Source organism: Brenneria roseae subsp. americana (genome assembly GCF_003115815.1).
Classification (GTDB): domain Bacteria; phylum Pseudomonadota; class Gammaproteobacteria; order Enterobacterales; family Enterobacteriaceae; genus Brenneria; species Brenneria roseae.
On the sequence record NZ_QDKJ01000006.1, the window covers coordinates 259,926 to 275,741 of the forward strand.

A 15,816-nucleotide genomic window follows, 5' to 3' on the forward strand; every position below is an offset into this window, starting at 1 on the left:
TCATGAAATATTTTTCCGGATCGACCATGGTGTTACCGCGTTTTTTGCAAGATTGTTTTCACTTGTCCAATCAGTTCCCGACGGAAATCACCCAGACGCGGTTTATCATCCAGCCAGGGAAGCGGACGACACAGTTCCATCGCCTTGATGCCCAGTCGCGCGGTAAGCAGGCCCGCCCCGATGCCCTGCGCCGCTCGGGCAGAGAGACGCGCCGCCAGATCCTGTGACATCCAGTCCATACCGATTTCCCGGACCAGTTCAGATGCCCCGGCAAACGCAATATTCAGCAATACCAGACGAAACAAACGGATGCGGCTGAAATAACCTAATTCAATACCGTAGAGCGTAGCGATCCGGTTGATCAACCGCAGATTGCGCCAGGCGATAAACGCCATATCCACCAGCGCCAGCGGGCTGACAGCGATCATCAGCGTGGACTCCGCCGCCGAACGGCTGATTTCCCGCCGGGCCTGACTGTCCAGCACCGGTTGAACCAGCCGGGCATACAGTTCAACCACTTCCCGATCGTTGTGAGTTTCGTGCAAGGACGCCTGCCAACGCTGCATCGCCGGATGCCCGTTATCCAGCCCGGCCTGTCGCGCCAGTTTTTCACAAAATTCGCGCCCTCGCCCAACGCCATGGCTATGCAGCAAATCCCGGGCGACATCGCGCTCTTCGGCCCGTTCACGCAATCGGTAAAGGCGCCGCCACTCAACGGCCAGCGAACCTACGCCTGCCGCCACAATCAGACTGCCCGCCGCAATGCCGCCCAGTGCGATCCAATCCTGCTGTATCCAGGCGTTATGCAACGACTGAACTCCCTGAGCCACGGCGCTGACGCCAAATAGCGTCAGGCCCGCCATGACCATCCGCCGCCACAGGCTGCGCTTCGGCCGCAGCGCCGCGCTGACAACTTCCTCGGCAATCCCCTCTTCCGGCACTTCCTCTTCACGGCTGACGGGAGCAAAACGTTCTGCCTGCTGCTCGTCAAACGCCACATTGGCACGTAACTGCGGTTGAGGTTCCGCCGGCGAAGCTTTGTCAAACGTCATTCGCGGTTTCAGTGGTTCATTCATCGCAATTTATCTCCCAATAAAAACTCCATTACCGTATCCAGTCGGATATGCGGCAACGGGGTGTCCACCGTCATTTCACGCGGACGAAACTCATCAAAATGGAATCCCTGCTCCTGCCAGAATGCTGCGCCAGGCAAGCGGGGAGGCACTTCCCCCGGATACACTGTTAACGGCTGACCATCGCTCAGACGGTTTCCCTTCAACGCCGGAATTTTTTGCCCCTGATGATCCACAACCCCACTCTGGGTGGACTGAATCGACGCAATCCCCGCGCAATCCATGCTGATCCCTTCAAAGGCGGCATTCTGCCAGGCCTCCTGCACCAGTTGCTGCAACAGTGAGACCAGATTGGCGTGCTGATCGGCAGTAATGTGATCGGATTTACTGGCAGCAAACATCAATTTGTCGATGCACGGCGAAAACAGACGTCGGAATAGCGTGCGTTTGCCATAGTGAAAACTTTGCATCAGCTGGGTCAGCGCCAGCCGCATATCGTTAAAAGCATGAATGCCGCTGTTCAGCGGTTGCAGACAGTCCACCAGCACAATCTGGCGGTCGAAACGGATAAAGTGATGTTTATAAAATCCTTTCACCACCGACTGGCAATAATACTCAAAGCGTTGACGCAGCATCCCCATGTTGGTTTTGGCATCCGCCTGCGCCAGCCTGGCTTCTCCCCATTTATCAACCTGCGGCCATGGGAAAAATTGCAAAACCGGCGCGCCGGCCAGATCGCCCGGTAGCACAAAGCGTCCCGGCTGAATGAAATGCAGACCTTCCTGTTTGCAACGCAGCAGGTAGTCCGTATAGGCCTGTGCAATGGCGGCCAGTTGGTTTTCATCAGCGGGCGCCAGCGGATCCAGCTTCTCGCACAGCGTCAGCCAGGGTCTGGCCCACTCGGCGCGTTCGCCTTGCAGCAGGCCGGACATCTGGTGCGACCAGCTGAGATACGTTTGCTCCAGCAACGGCAGATCCAATAGCCATTCTCCCGGATAATCCACAATTTCCAGATACAGCGTCGATGTATCTTTAAAATGCCGTAGCAGAGAATCATTAGAGCGATAGCGCAGTGCCAGGCGAATTTCACTCACGCCGCGCGTCGGCGTCGGCCAGTCCGGCGGCGAACCGTAGAGCGCCGCCATCCCTTCATCATAGGCAAAACGGGGAACGCCGAGATCGCGCTGCGGCACTCGCTTGGCCCCCAGCAATCGGCCTTCCCGCACGGCGGAAAACATCGGTAAATGCGCCCCGCTGTGTACGTTCAGCAGTTGATTGACAAACGCGGTAATAAAGGCGGTTTTACCGCTGCGGCTGAGTCCGGTAACGGCCAGACGTAAATGGCGATCCACACTGCGGTTAACCAGTGAGTTTAATTCGTTTTGTAATCGCTTCATTGGATAAAACCTGTCTCCTTGTTAGCGTAAAGAGCAGCTACTGACTCATCGCTTTTTTGGGCGGTAGCGGTGCGAAATACCCCACAATCAGAATAAGTATGGCGACGCCGATAAATGCGATCGCGCGGGCCAGTCCGCCGCCGCCGGCGCTATCCACCAGAAACAGTTTGATAATGGTCAGAGCCAGCAACAGCGCCCCCATAATCCAGCCGCCGCGCTGCTGACGTCGGGTCGACCATACCATGCAAACCAGCGCGGCAAGCGTCCACAGCAGCGCAAAGGTGGTCTGAACCAGACGGGAATCCCACAGCCAGTCGACCGACCACGGGATCTGCGCGTACCAGGCCAGCGCCCGGAGCAACAAGCCGTTGAGCAACCAAATGATCAAACCCCAGAGCGCCAGACGACACCGGCTTTTCCATGCGCTGCTCTGCGCCGAAGCCGATATCGCGCGTCGATACCATAGCGCTAACGCCGTTACTCCCAAAAACAGGCTGATTTCCAATGGATTCAGGAACGGCACATACGGCCACGTCAGCGAACCCCATTGTATCTGCCCATCCAGCAGATTGGCGTTCGCCAATAACGTGAACAGCGTCGCTACCAACGGCACCAGTCCGGTTTGATTATATAACGTCGCCCAGCGCGTCAGTGGCCACAGTCGGTGACGCGCCGGCAGCACCAGCGCCAATATGATTGCCGACAACAGTATGACGGTCAGTATCGGCGCGCCCTCTTCCACATCGGCTGGGATCCGGGAATACCAATACTGATCGGCCATCAGGAAAAGCCATCCAATCACCATCCAGAATAAAACAAGATGGAAGACGCGCTCTGCCAGACGGGGGATATCGCCTGTTTCACGGTAAAGCAACCGGTAAGCGACGGTAAAACTGCCGAGCCAGCACGCCCACACCGCGATCTGCTCTCCGCCATTCAACAAGGAGAACTGGCGATAATCGGCAAAAACAAGCTGCTGTAATACCGCCAGCAGCATAAAACCCCATAGCAACCAGGCGCTATGCCGCAATACCGGCCATTTCAACCGTCTTCCCGTTTCGTTCCAAAGCAAACCGGATACGGCAAACAACAGCAGGAACAGCGGACTTTGCAGTAATGCCTGTGTACGCCACGGCGGCATAAACTCGCTGCCATGCCAGAATGCATCGGTATACGCCGTCATCGCCCGTTCGACGATATAAACGAGCCAAATCAGCCACGCCATCAGCCCGAGAATGAAAAACCCCCGGCTAAATCTATTCCTGTGGCCATCCACCTGACGATAACGCGACCAGCACAGGCTGGCGCACAGTGAGGCGACGGCCAGAATCCCGAAAGTGAAAAAGGTGAAGAAAAACGATGCCGACTGCAACTCACCGGTTATGGCGGCGTATGCCACCGACGCGGCACCCAACAACAGCACGGCGGAACCACTCCGCCCCATGCGGCGCTGATTTTGATGCAGACCCGCCCACAGAATGCACAGCCCTTCCAGCATCCATATTAGCGCGGTCGATTGCCCGGTGAGGCTTAACGGCACCGCCAACGTTAGAAAACAGCCGCCCAGCGCGAAGGCAAACAGCCCCAGACGCGGCAGGCGCTTGCGTGTCAACCAGCCTAATACCAGATAGCCAAGTCCATATGCCAGCGCCGAACCGGCCGGACCATATTCCCAATGTCCGGTAATAAGATACTGCATGCCAAAACCGATCAACGGCGGGGCAAACAGCAGTACGCCATCTACGACCTGCTTGCCTACCGACTGATGTCGCAGCGAGAACAGCAGTGCGCCAACGCCAAACAGCAGAATATTGGCGATCAGAAACAGCTGACTGCTCAGGTAAAAATCTTGCTGATAATATTTCGCGCCCCAAATGGCCGCGACGCCAAAAGTAAATATCAGCCCCAGCAGATTCAATTCGCGCCAGGACTGACGGGCGCTTATCGCCAGAATCCCCAGCGACAGCAGCAGGTAGTACGAAAACAACACCACATGGTTGCCTCCTCCCTGCGACAGCAAGATCGGCGCCAGATAGCCGCCAATGCTGGCCAGCATGGCCAGACTTAACGAACGCTGTATGACCGCCAGCCCGACACTGGCTGCGCAGACCAGCAGCAATAGTGTGAACGCCAGCAGATAAGGCAGCAACAGATATAGCCGGAAAGCGCCAAATATCGTGATATACAGCGCCCCGACCGCGCCGCCTTGCAATATAAGGGCGTACAGCCGTTGCTTATGACGCAGACGCCAGCCAAAGGCCAGCAGTCCGCCGCTAATCAGCGCGGCGACGCCCAGCCGCCATTGAATCGATAGCATGTCGCGTTCAATGGTGTACCTCATCAGGTAGGCCAGACCAAAAAACAGCAATAAAATGCCGATTTTTGCCAGCGGATTACCTTGCAGCAGCCAACCGGCCAGCGAAGAAAGGATGCCTGAATGTTTTTCGACCGAGATCATCTCCCCATCCCGGGGCGCGGTATCTTGATGCGGCGACGGATCGACGGTTGTGAGTTGGTCGCTTCTTTGTGACACCGTCACTTTATTGGGATTGTCGTTATTTTCCCCGCTCACATCGGGTTCAACCTGCGTGTCTACGGTGTCCGCAGATGCTGGCGCGCGAACGGACGATGCCGGTAAAGTCGGAGTAACCGTTGGATTCAGGCGGTTTACCTGAGCAGTAAGCCGAGCCAGGCTCGCCTGTAGCTGAGCGACCGTTTGCTCTAACTGGACATTCCATTGCTGAAGGCGCGCGCTACGCTTAAACACGATCGCTACTGCGACAGGCATCACGATGAGGTAGGCCAGCACAAGCACGATACCGATCAGAAGCGTTGTATCATCCATGAAGCACCTTATTAATCATATATGAGAGGAATGATGCGGTTTTACAGGAAATGACGGTGACTCACAAATCCGGTACTGATTTCAAATCTAGTACAGAATCACCCGGTGAAAAGAAAAGCGGCATTGTTTTATCAAAGTGGCGTTGTTTTACCATAAACGACTTTACCATAAACGACTTTATCATAAACAACGTGTCATAAACGACGTCGATGTGACCCGATAACATCAACGCCGTATGACATGTATGATGCTTACAGTTGGCGAAAGCGGCTCTGGACGCCAAACGTCTCTGAGGTGACGTAGCGCTCAATACTGCGCAGCCGCTGTTCACTGGCTTTCAGTGTCGCGTCAGCATCGTTCAGTAATTGCCCCGGCGTGCGAAACGACGATTCTTGTTCATGGTAGCGTGCCGCAGGCATGGGATCGAGTATAAAACTCAGCACGATATAAGCCACTATGGTGAAAAAGAACAGGCCGAAAAACATCGATAACACCACAATGACCCGCACCAGTTTTACCGGTACGTCAAAATAGTGAGCCAGCCCGGCACACACGCCTTTGAGCATGCCTTCTTCCGGTATGCGATATAACGTTTTACCTGACCATGTATTCTTCATTACGATTTTCTCCAATCCGGGTATTCTGCATCCAGAATTTCCTCCAGCGTCTGAATTCGCTCGCGCATGCGGCGGGCGTCTTCCGTCAGTTGCGTCAGACGCTGCATGTCGCTTTGTCCGAGTTGAGCATTGTTTTGCTTACGCTGACTGTAATGTAGCCAAAGCCATATCGGTGCCACAAACAACATGAAAATGGTCAGCGGTATGGCAAGAAACAAAGCACTCATCGTGTCTCCTTAATGATTATGTTCACCGGTTTTAATACGGCTATCGCCAACCCTGACGATAGCCAGTCCGGTTATTCTGCTGGTTTAACTTTAGCTTTAAGTGCAGCCAGTTGCGCGCTGATTTCATCATCTGCTTTCAACTCGGCGAACTGCTGATCCAGCGATTTCTGTTTCCCCAGTCCGATACTTTCCGCTTCCGCCTCCATCGTATCAATCCGGCGTTCAAACTGTTCAAAACGCGCCATGGCCTCATCCAGCTTGCCGCTGTCCAGTTGGCGACGCACATCGCGGGACGAAGAGGCGGCCTGATGACGCAGCGTTAATGCCTGCTGGCGCGCGCGGGTCTCCGTCAGTTTGTTTTCCAACTCGCCGATTTCGCGTTTCATGCGATCCAGCGTTTCATCAACACTTTCCGCTTCACGCTGTAGCGTCACGATCAAATCGGTCAGTTTCTGTTTCTCAATCAGCGCGGCACGCGCCAGATCATCTTTGTCTTTTCTCAACGCCAGTTCGGCCTTATCCTGCCATTGCGCCTGCTGAGACTGAGCCTGATCAATACGACGGGCAATCTGTTTCTTTTCTGCCAGCGCCCGTGCGGAGGTAGAACGAACCTCAACCAGCGTGTCTTCCATTTCCTGAATCATCAGCCGAACCAACTTCTGTGGATCTTCCGCTTTATCCAGCAATGAATTGATGTTGGCGTTAACGATGTCGGCAAAACGAGAAAAAATACCCATAATCCAATCCTCTTAATGATTTCCGGCGTCTGTATTACGCCTGATTTATGATCGCGACCAGTCATTGCCCGATTGCGATATCACTGTTGCTCTTCAATAAAGACATATCAATAAGCGTGCCAATGTTTATCCATTTATAACCTATTGAAAATAAAGCACGAATAATTTTGACTATTTTCCAATACCCGCTAAATTAGTCAAATACGCTAACTGTTAGTAAAAATTACACGGTGCAACGCGATGGGACAGGAAAAAGAGAACTTACTGGGGGAAGCCAACAACTTTATTGAAGTGCTGGAACAGGTTTCACAGCTAGCGCAGCTCAATAAACCCGTGCTGGTGATTGGCGAGCGCGGCACCGGTAAAGAGCTGATTGCCAGTCGGTTACACTACCTCTCGCCCCGTTGGCAAGGGCCATTTGTTTCGCTGAACTGCGCGGCCTTAAATGAGAATCTGCTGGATTCCGAGCTATTCGGTCATGAAGCCGGGGCGTTTACCGGGGCGCAAAAGCGTCATCTGGGTCGGTTCGAGCGCGCCGATGGCGGGACGTTGTTTCTGGATGAGTTGGCTACCGCGCCGATGCTGGTACAGGAAAAGCTGCTGCGGGTGATCGAATATGGCGTGCTGGAGCGCGTCGGCGGCGGGCAGGCCCTACAGGTCGATGTACGGTTGATCTGCGCCACCAATGATGACCTGCCTGCGTTGGCCGCCAGTGGAAAATTCCGTGCCGACCTGCTGGATCGACTGGCATTCGACGTGGTCCAGCTACCGCCATTGCGAGAACGTCAGCAAGATATCATGTTGTTGGCGGAGCATTTTGCGATTCAGATGTGCCGTGAACTGCGATTACCGCTCTTTCCCGGTTTCACTCCGCGCGCCCGCGAGACACTACTGAACTATGGCTGGCCGGGTAACATCCGTGAACTGAAAAATGTTGTGGAACGCTCCGTTTACCGTCATGGCAGCAGCGACAGCGCGCTGGATACCATTATTCTCAACCCGTTTCAGAAATCGGCATCGGCTAGTCCGGTGTCCCCCGCGTCGGCACATCGCCTTGAGGATGAATTGCCGGATTTACCGCTGGATATGAAACAATGGCAACTCACTCAGGAAAAAGCGCTTATCGAACGGGCATTAAATCAGGCGCGCTTTAATCAGCGTAAGGCCGCGGAACTGCTGGGGCTAACCTATCATCAGCTACGTGGCTTATTGAAAAAACATGCCATCACAATCAATGAATGAAAAAACCAGAAATTATCTTAAAATTATTGATTTTATTAATTATTTTATATGAAAGGGAAATAAAACCAGGCATTCGGCGCGCAAAAAAAAAAGCCAGCACGCAGGCTGGCTAAAATAATACTGGAAGCAATGTGAGCAATGTCGTGCTCTCCTTCAGTGCCTGCATAGAAGCAACTGCTGAAGTGCGAAAATGATGATAATGGTTATCAGTATCATCTGTAAAGCACTTTGTTGAGAATTTTTCTCATTTCCATACGAAGTATGGGGTTCCTCCTGCTTTTTCCACATTGCTCTTTTATCGTTTTTTTAGCGTCCGCGGCGCGTATTTTTGCACGAAATCGTCCCAGTGATCGGCCAGCAACCCCAAATGCTGCAACTCGGTATCCAGCGTTGGTGCGGAACGGCCGCTGTTTCTCAGCATCATTTCAAACTGATCGAGCATATCGACAACACTGCACGCGCTGCCGGCGATCGATAACACCCGGGACATTTCGACCTGAGACGGATATGTCCCCTGTTTCAACGCCTCAATATCACTCTGCACCGCGTCGGCATATTTTTCGTCGCCCAAACCGGAAGCAAGCAAAAACTCCGCGTTAGCCGCCCCCAGCCGTATACTGTCTCGCCGCGACACCAGCTCACTAATGTAGTTATCAATTATTTCTGCCGCCTGGGACTGATACGCTTCGATGATAAACCTCACTTTGATGAAAGTGAGCATCTCTTTCTTCATGGCTATATCGAAAGCCTCTATCATTCCCGTCTTTTCATCGTTCAGCGAACTTGAAAAGGCATCGTGTATGGCATTGGCAAGTTCCGTAACCGGGGCTTTCGTTCCTTCTATCGCTAAAATAAAAAAGGAAATGGCCAGCTCAGAGACATCATCCAACGAAGCGGAAAGCGAGGTATCTTTTATCTGTTTTATCTTCTCATTTTTCGCGTTAATTTCTTCTTCGGTTAACACCGGTAGTGGATTACGCTGATCCCTGCCAGCTTCATTCTCGATGCAACCCGTATTTTCATCTGAAAATTCAATGGCCTCGAATGTTGCCATGACCGCGTCGGCGTTTAAATCTGTGGAGAGTTCGGTAACATTTTCCGTCTCACGCGAAAATTCGATGTCAAAGGTACGATGGGGCCTGGTGCTGTCCATCCAGAATCACTCCATTTTTCAGACAAAGTCTTAGCTATAACGGCACCTTTCCCGCATAACTTAGCCCGTTATCCGTCATTATGATGATAAAATGCTTCCACCATGATCCAGGACAATAATTCGCAATAAGCAATATCATCGGTTGGAAAGTCGCCAGATGCATACAACACAGTGGGGAGGACGGTGAGAGTGCGGTACACTCTGTGTATTACGCCTTGACTGAAAAACCCGTATGTCTGGAAAATTTTGTTTTGCACTGGCATTCGTCTGGCTGGCTTTGCCGGCGCTGGCGGCTCCGCCCTCTCCGCTTACGCCTGCAACACCGCTGGAGTCTATTCGCCAAAGCGGTTTCGTTTATTGCGTGAATGACGTGCTGAACACGTTCAACCCACAGATGGCGCGCAGCGGCGTCACCATTGATACACTGGCGGCGCAGCTGTACGATCGCTTGCTGGACGTCGATCCCTATACTTACCGCCTGATGCCGGAACTCGCTCAGCGTTGGGAAGTGCTGGACAATGGCTCCGCCTACCGGTTTTATCTGCATCATAACGTGCCGTTCCAAACCACGGCCTGGTTCAGTCCGACCCGCAATATGAATGCCGATGACGTGGTATTCAGTTTTCAACGCATGCTGGATAAAAAACACCCTTATCATGATATCAACGGCGGCGACTATCCCTATTTCGACAGTCTACAGTTTGCCGATTCAGTACAAAGCATTCGTAAACTGGGTGAATATACGGTAGAGATCCGCCTCAACAGCCCGGACGCGTCTTTCCTGTGGCATCTGGCCACGCATTATGCGCCGATCCTGTCTGCCGAATATGCACAAGCGCTGGCAAAAAACGACAAACAGGAATTGATCGATCGGGAGCCCGTGGGAACCGGCCCGTATCGGCTCAACGAATACCGCAACGGACAATATATCCGTCTGACACGCAATGACGCCTACTGGCGTGGTCAGCCCCGAATGTCGCAGGTCGTCGTTGATCTGGGAACCGGGGGCACGGGCCGATTATCCAAACTGTTGACCGGCGAATGTGATGTGCTTGCCTACCCCGCCGCCAGCCAGTTGACCATCCTGCGGAACGATCCCCGTCTGCGGCTATCGCTGCGTCCCGGAATGAATGTCGCTTATCTCGCATTTAACGTGCGCAAACCCCCGCTGGACAACCGCCGGGTTCGTGAAGCGATCGCGCTGGCGATTAACAATGACCGACTCATGCAGTCCATTTATTACGGCACCGCGGAAACGGCCGCATCGATCCTGCCGCGCGCATCCTGGGCGTATGACAATGAATCGCAGATAACCGAATACAATCCGGAAAAATCCCGCCGGATTTTGCAGGATTTAGGCATGACCGGCCTCAGCCTGCGCCTGTGGGTGCCCAGCGCATCGCAATCCTATAACCCCAGTCCGCTGAAAACCGCCGAACTGATTCAGGCCGATCTGGCGCAGGTCGGCATACAGGTCACCATCGTGCCGGTGGAAGGCCGTTTTCAGGAAGCAAGGCTGATGGAACAAAGCCACGACTTAACGCTGGCCGGCTGGGCAACCGACAGTAATGACCCGGACAGTTTTTTCCGTCCGCTGTTAAGCTGTGCGGCTATTCGTTCCCAGACCAACTATGCTCACTGGTGTGACCCGACGTTTGATGAAGTGTTGCAAAATGCCTTGTCTTCACAGCAACTGTCAAAACGTATTGAATATTATCAACAGGCGCAGCAGATCCTGGCGAAGCAGCTTCCCGTGTTGCCGCTCGCCTCCTCACTGCGTTTGCTGGCCTATCGTTACGATATGAAAGGCCTGGTGCTCAGCCCGTTCGGTAACGCCTCCTTTGCGGGCGTGTTCCGGGAGCCGCCTCAGGCCGAGAAGCCACAAACACCTTCTTCACAGGAAGCCGTTGAAGGAGAACAACCGTGATTATCTTTACGCTGCGTCGGCTGGTGTTGTTGCTGGTGACGCTGTTCCTGCTAACGCTGGTGGGATTCAGCCTGAGCTACTACACGCCGAATGCCCCGCTCAATGGCGCGGCACTGTTTGACGCTTATCGATTTTATCTTTCCAGCCTGTTACAGGCCGATTTCGGCCGTTCCAGCATCAATGGTCAGGCGATTAGCGAGCAGTTGAAAGACGTCTTCCCTGCCACAATCGAACTCTGCTTATTGGCATTTATACTGTCGTTGATGATCGGCATCCCGCTGGGCATCACCGCTGGCGTGATGCAGAACCGCGGACCGGATATCGTGATCAGTACGCTGGCGCTCATCGGCTTTTCGCTGCCGGTTTTCTGGCTGGCGCTGCTGTTCACGCTGTTTTTCTCTCTGTATCTCGGCTGGTTGCCGGTTTCCGGGCGTTTCGATCTGCTCTATCAGGTCAAGTCCGTCACCGGGTTTGCGCTGATTGACGCCTGGCTGTCTGATTCGCCGTATCGCGTTGAAATGATGATCAGCGCGATTCGCCACCTGATTCTTCCCATCACCGTACTCGCCGTGGGGCCGACAACCGAAGTGATCCGATTGATGCGCGTCAGCACCACCGAAGTGATTGGCAAAAACTATATCAAGGCCGCCGCCACCCGCGGTTTATCAAAGCTGACCATCATTCGTCGTCATGTACTGCACAACGCGCTGCCGCCGATTATGCCCAAACTGGGGTTGCAGTTTTCCACCATGCTGACGCTCACCATCATTACTGAGGTCGTGTTTAGCTGGCCGGGATTGGGACGCTGGCTGGTCAACGCCATTCGCCAGCAGGATTACGCGGCTATTTCGGCAGGCGTGATGGTGGTCGGTTCGATGGTCATCACCGTTAATGTCCTGTCTGATATCTGGGGAGCGATGACAAACCCGCTGAAGCATAAGGAATGGTATGCCCTTCGATAACGTTTACAGCGAAAAACGCTTACCCAGCCGGCTGGGAGACACCTGGCGGGTATTCTATCGGGATACGCTGGCGATGATCGGCTTTTACAGCTTTCTCATCCTGCTCGGCCTGTGCCTGTTTGGAAAATTACTGACGCCTTATGAAGTGGACCAGCAGTTTCTCGGTTATCAGCTGCTGCCCCCGTCCTGGTCGCACTATGGCGAGGTCTCTTTCTTCCTCGGTACTGACGATCTGGGCCGCGATCAGCTTAGCCGTCTGCTCAGCGGTGCGGCGCCAACGGTAGGATCGGCATTGATTGTCACCTATGCCGCGGCGCTATTTGGCATCGTACTGGGCGTCATTGCCGGCGTGACCCACGGCCTGCGCTCCGCGATGCTCAACCATATTCTTGATACGCTGTTATCCATCCCCTCGTTGCTGCTGGCGATTGTGGTGATTGCGTTTATCGGCCCCCAGCTCGAACACGCGATGCTGGCTGTCTGGCTGGCGCTGTTGCCCCGCATGGTGCGAACAATCTATAGCGCCGTGCATGATGAGATGAATAAAGAGTATGTCATCGCCGCCCGGCTGGATGGCGCTTCAACCCGCTATATTATCTGGTATGTTGTTTTGCCCAATATTGCCGCGCTGCTGGCTTCAGAGTTCACACGCGCATTGTCTATTGCCATTTTGGATATTGCCGCATTAGGTTTTCTCGATCTGGGCGCACAGCTTCCTACCACGGAATGGGGGGCGATGCTCGGCAATTCGCTGGAGCTGGTGTATGCCGCGCCGTGGACCGTCATGTTGCCCGGCGGCGCCATTGCCCTGAGCGTATTGATCGTTAACCTGCTTGGGGATGGCATTCGCCGCGCCCTGATCGCAGAAACGGAATAATGGCGGAGACGAAATTATGCCACTACTTGATATTCGTAATCTGACCATCGAATTCCTGACCTCGGACGGCGCAGTCAAAGCCGTTGACCGGGTCAGCATGACGCTGAACGAAGGGGAAATCCGCGGGCTGGTGGGCGAGTCAGGCTCAGGTAAAAGTTTGATTGCCAAAGCCATCTGCGGGATTACCAAAGATAACTGGCGGGTGACGGCCGACCGTTTCCGTTTTGACGATATCGACCTGCTGCAACTGTCGGCGCGCGAACGGCGCAAGCTGGTGGGACATAACGTCTCTATGATTTTTCAGGAACCGCAGTCCTGTCTCGATCCGTCCGAAAGCATTGGGCGACAACTGCTACAAGCCGTCCCCGGCTGGACATACAAAGGCCGCTGGTGGCAGCGCTTCAACTGGCGTAAACGCCGGGCTATCGAGCTGCTGCACCGTGTCGGCATTAAAGATCACAAAGACATTATGGGCAGCTATCCCTACGAACTGAGCGACGGTGAATGCCAGAAAGTGATGATCGCCATTGCGCTGGCGAACCAGCCTCGTCTGCTGATTGCCGATGAACCCACCAACGCGATGGAATCGACCACGCAGGCGCAGATTTTCCGTTTGCTGTCGCGCCTGAATCAGAATAACAACACCACCATTCTGCTGATTAGCCACGACCTGCAAACCATGAGCAAATGGGCCGACAGAATCAATGTGCTGTACTGCGGCCAGACGGTGGAAAGCGCGACCAGCGAAGACCTGATTACCGCGCCGCACCACCCATATACGCAGGCGTTGATTCGGGCGATGCCGGATTTTGGCCGCTCATTACCCCATAAAAGTCGTCTGAATACGCTGCCGGGAGCGATCCCTTCGCTGGAACATTTGCCGGTAGGTTGCCGTCTGGGGCCTCGCTGCCCTTATTCACAGAAACAATGTATGCAAACGCCACTGCTGCTTTCCGTTAAAAACCATTTGTACGCCTGCCACTTTCCGCTCAACATGGAGGAATCCTGATGGTTGAAATGCTGTTTGAGGCGCGTAATCTGACCAAGACATTTCGTTATCGGACGGGGTTATTTCGCCGTCAGCATGTTGAAGCGGTGAAATCGGTCAGCTTTACCCTGCGTGAACGCCAGACGCTGGCGATTATCGGTGAAAACGGTTCGGGGAAATCGACGCTGGCCAAAATGTTGTCGGGCATGATCCCGCCGACGTCAGGCGAGTTGCTGATCGACGATCATCCTTTGCTTTATGGTGATTATCGCTACCGCAGCCAACGTATCCGGATGATTTTTCAGGATGCGGGCAATGCGCTCAATCCGCGCCAGCGAATTGGTCAACTGTTGGACGTGCCGCTGCGGTTGAATACCGATCTCAGCGCGGAAGCGCGTGAAAAAGCCATCAACCAAACGCTACAACAGGTTGGGCTGCGTCCTGACCACGCCTACTACTACCCGCATGCGCTGGCTCCCGGTCAGAAACAGCGTGTCGGTCTGGCCCGCGCGCTGATTCTGCAACCTAAAGTCATCGTCGCGGATGAAGCGCTGGCCTCGCTGGATATGTCTATGCGGTCACAAATTATCAATCTGATGCTGGAACTCCAGGAAAAGCACGGTATCTCTTATATTTATGTCACCCAGCATCTGGGGATGATGAAGCACATCAGCGATCAGATTCTGGTGATGCACGCCGGTGAGGTGGTCGAACGCGGCAGTACCGCGGAAGTGCTGGCTTCGCCGCTTCACGACCTGACCAAACGCCTGATAGCCAGCCACTTTGGTGAGGCGCTGAGCGCCGATGCCTGGCGACGCGATGGCGCGCAATTTTGAGTATGAAGGACGGCGAAACTGCTCGGAGTACCCCAATCGGCTTCAGGCATGGTAGAATCGCCCGGTTTATTCATCTCGATCATCATTAACTGCTTATTTTAATTGCTGATGATCGCAGCAACAATGATCACAAGGATTACTGCTATGGGTTTTCTTACCGGTAAGCGCATTCTGGTAACTGGTGTTGCCAGTAACCGCTCCATTGCATTCGGTATCGCGCAGGCGATGCACCGCGAAGGTGCTGAACTGGCGTTCACGTATCAGAACGATAAACTGAAATCTCGCGTTGAAGGCTTCGCCAGCGAACTGGGATCAAACATTGTCCTGCCATGTGATGTCGCGGAAGATGCAAGCATTGAAGCGCTGTTTGTTGAACTGGCTAAAGTATGGCCGAACTTTGATGGCTTTGTTCACTCCATCGCTTATGCGCCGGGCGATCAGCTTGACGGTGACTATGTTGATGCCGTCACCCGCGAAGGTTTTGGCGTTGCTCACGATATCAGTTCTTACAGCTTCGTTGCGATGGCGAAAGCCTGTCGTAAAATGCTGAACCCGAATTCAGCGCTGGTTACCCTGACCTATCTGGGCGCAGAACGTGCCATCCCCAACTACAACGTCATGGGTCTGGCAAAAGCCTCTCTGGAAGCGAACGTTCGCTACATGGCAAATGCCATGGGCGCGCAGGGCGTGCGTGTTAACGCCATTTCCGCCGGCCCGATCCGTACACTGGCCGCATCCGGCATTAAAAACTTCAAGAAGATGCTGTCTCACTGTGAAGCCGTTACGCCAATCCGCCGTGTTGTGACCATCGAGGACGTCGGTAACTCCGCCGCCTTCCTGTGTTCCGATCTGGCCGCCGGGATCTCTGGCGAAGTTCTGCATGTCGATGGCGGTTTCAATATCGCCGCGATGAACGAGCTGGAACTGGATTAACA

At 54.0% G+C, this 15,816-nt stretch carries 14 protein-coding genes; 7 read left to right on the forward strand and 7 right to left on the reverse strand.

Annotated elements, in window-relative coordinates:
* Positions 1 to 32: 32 nt before the first annotated feature.
* The 6 genes from B4923_RS10060 to pspA form a co-directional block, all read right to left on the reverse strand.
* The gene (locus tag B4923_RS10060; RefSeq protein ID WP_109054209.1) at positions 33 to 1,076 is read right to left on the reverse strand and encodes a YcjF family protein; all 1,044 of its coding nucleotides are present in this window, start codon (positions 1,074 to 1,076) and stop codon (positions 33 to 35) included.
* Positions 1,073 to 2,470, reverse strand: a complete 1,398-nt coding sequence (locus B4923_RS10065; protein ID WP_109054210.1) for a YcjX family GTP-binding protein — start codon at positions 2,468 to 2,470, stop codon at positions 1,073 to 1,075. The genes B4923_RS10060 and B4923_RS10065 overlap by 4 nt, the downstream gene beginning before the upstream one ends.
* 37 nt (positions 2,471 to 2,507) lie before the next feature.
* Complete coding sequence (locus tag B4923_RS10070; RefSeq protein ID WP_109054211.1) at positions 2,508 to 5,315, reverse strand: DUF2339 domain-containing protein; 2,808 nt, start codon at positions 5,313 to 5,315, stop codon at positions 2,508 to 2,510.
* Positions 5,316 to 5,566: 251 nt separating this feature from the next.
* A complete protein-coding gene (pspC, locus tag B4923_RS10075; RefSeq protein WP_109054212.1) occupies positions 5,567 to 5,932 on the reverse strand; it encodes an envelope stress response membrane protein PspC in 366 nt (121 codons plus the stop codon).
* Positions 5,932 to 6,159, reverse strand: a complete 228-nt coding sequence (gene pspB, locus B4923_RS10080; RefSeq protein ID WP_109054213.1) for an envelope stress response membrane protein PspB — start codon at positions 6,157 to 6,159, stop codon at positions 5,932 to 5,934. Before pspB ends, pspC begins: the two co-directional genes overlap by 1 nt.
* Before the next feature lie 71 nt (positions 6,160 to 6,230).
* The gene (pspA, locus tag B4923_RS10085) at positions 6,231 to 6,896 is read right to left on the reverse strand and encodes a phage shock protein PspA (protein WP_109054214.1); all 666 of its coding nucleotides are present in this window, start codon (positions 6,894 to 6,896) and stop codon (positions 6,231 to 6,233) included.
* 240 nt (positions 6,897 to 7,136) lie between these two features.
* Between pspA and pspF the strand changes: the two genes are divergently transcribed.
* The gene (gene pspF / locus B4923_RS10090) at positions 7,137 to 8,138 is read left to right on the forward strand and encodes a phage shock protein operon transcriptional activator (protein ID WP_109054215.1); all 1,002 of its coding nucleotides are present in this window, start codon (positions 7,137 to 7,139) and stop codon (positions 8,136 to 8,138) included.
* A gap of 295 nt (positions 8,139 to 8,433) precedes the next feature.
* On the opposite strand, the gene B4923_RS10095 is transcribed toward pspF, so the two are convergent.
* Positions 8,434 to 9,291: a hypothetical protein gene (locus B4923_RS10095; protein ID WP_109054216.1), complete on the reverse strand. Its 858-nt coding sequence runs from the start codon at positions 9,289 to 9,291 to the stop codon at positions 8,434 to 8,436.
* A 232-nt stretch (positions 9,292 to 9,523) separates the two neighbouring features.
* Here B4923_RS10095 and sapA point away from each other — a divergent pair, with 232 nt between their 5' ends.
* The 6 genes from sapA to fabI all read left to right on the forward strand — a co-directional run bounded on the left by sapA (position 9,524) and on the right by fabI (position 15,814).
* Positions 9,524 to 11,218, forward strand: coding sequence for an ABC transporter substrate-binding protein SapA (sapA, locus tag B4923_RS10100; RefSeq protein ID WP_109054217.1), 1,695 nt, complete (start codon positions 9,524 to 9,526; stop codon positions 11,216 to 11,218).
* Positions 11,215 to 12,180: a putrescine export ABC transporter permease SapB gene (gene sapB / locus B4923_RS10105; protein ID WP_109054218.1), complete on the forward strand. Its 966-nt coding sequence runs from the start codon at positions 11,215 to 11,217 to the stop codon at positions 12,178 to 12,180. Before sapA ends, sapB begins: the two co-directional genes overlap by 4 nt.
* Positions 12,167 to 13,057: a putrescine export ABC transporter permease SapC gene (gene sapC, locus B4923_RS10110; protein ID WP_109054219.1), complete on the forward strand. Its 891-nt coding sequence runs from the start codon at positions 12,167 to 12,169 to the stop codon at positions 13,055 to 13,057. The genes sapB and sapC overlap by 14 nt, the downstream gene beginning before the upstream one ends.
* A 16-nt stretch (positions 13,058 to 13,073) precedes the next feature.
* A complete protein-coding gene (gene sapD, locus B4923_RS10115; RefSeq protein WP_109054220.1) occupies positions 13,074 to 14,066 on the forward strand; it encodes a putrescine export ABC transporter ATP-binding protein SapD in 993 nt (330 codons plus the stop codon).
* The gene (sapF, locus tag B4923_RS10120) at positions 14,066 to 14,881 is read left to right on the forward strand and encodes a putrescine export ABC transporter ATP-binding protein SapF (RefSeq protein ID WP_109054221.1); all 816 of its coding nucleotides are present in this window, start codon (positions 14,066 to 14,068) and stop codon (positions 14,879 to 14,881) included. The genes sapD and sapF overlap by 1 nt, the downstream gene beginning before the upstream one ends.
* Positions 14,882 to 15,025: 144 nt before the next feature.
* Positions 15,026 to 15,814 (forward strand): enoyl-ACP reductase FabI, encoded by a 789-nt coding sequence (fabI, locus tag B4923_RS10125; protein WP_109054222.1) that lies wholly within the window; start codon positions 15,026 to 15,028, stop codon positions 15,812 to 15,814.
* The last annotated feature ends 2 nt before the right edge of the window (positions 15,815 to 15,816 follow it).

Excerpts from the sequence above, each read along its gene's own strand:
- pspF (WP_109054215.1), top strand. The coding sequence starts at position 7,137 with ATGGGACAGGAAAAAGAGAACTTACTGGGGGAAGCCAACAACTTTATT.
- B4923_RS10060 (WP_109054209.1), bottom strand. The coding sequence starts at position 1,076 with ATGAATGAACCACTGAAACCGCGAATGACGTTTGACAAAGCTTCGCCG.
- B4923_RS10095 (WP_109054216.1), bottom strand. The coding sequence starts at position 9,291 with ATGGACAGCACCAGGCCCCATCGTACCTTTGACATCGAATTTTCGCGT.
- fabI (WP_109054222.1), top strand. The coding sequence starts at position 15,026 with ATGGGTTTTCTTACCGGTAAGCGCATTCTGGTAACTGGTGTTGCCAGT.
- sapA (WP_109054217.1), top strand. The coding sequence starts at position 9,524 with ATGTCTGGAAAATTTTGTTTTGCACTGGCATTCGTCTGGCTGGCTTTG.
- pspC (WP_109054212.1), bottom strand. The coding sequence starts at position 5,932 with ATGAAGAATACATGGTCAGGTAAAACGTTATATCGCATACCGGAAGAA.
- pspA (WP_109054214.1), bottom strand. The coding sequence starts at position 6,896 with ATGGGTATTTTTTCTCGTTTTGCCGACATCGTTAACGCCAACATCAAT.
- B4923_RS10070 (WP_109054211.1), bottom strand. The coding sequence starts at position 5,315 with ATGGATGATACAACGCTTCTGATCGGTATCGTGCTTGTGCTGGCCTAC.
- sapD (WP_109054220.1), top strand. The coding sequence starts at position 13,074 with ATGCCACTACTTGATATTCGTAATCTGACCATCGAATTCCTGACCTCG.
- pspB (WP_109054213.1), bottom strand. The coding sequence starts at position 6,159 with ATGAGTGCTTTGTTTCTTGCCATACCGCTGACCATTTTCATGTTGTTT.
- B4923_RS10065 (WP_109054210.1), bottom strand. The coding sequence starts at position 2,470 with ATGAAGCGATTACAAAACGAATTAAACTCACTGGTTAACCGCAGTGTG.
- sapF (WP_109054221.1), top strand. The coding sequence starts at position 14,066 with ATGGTTGAAATGCTGTTTGAGGCGCGTAATCTGACCAAGACATTTCGT.
- sapC (WP_109054219.1), top strand. The coding sequence starts at position 12,167 with ATGCCCTTCGATAACGTTTACAGCGAAAAACGCTTACCCAGCCGGCTG.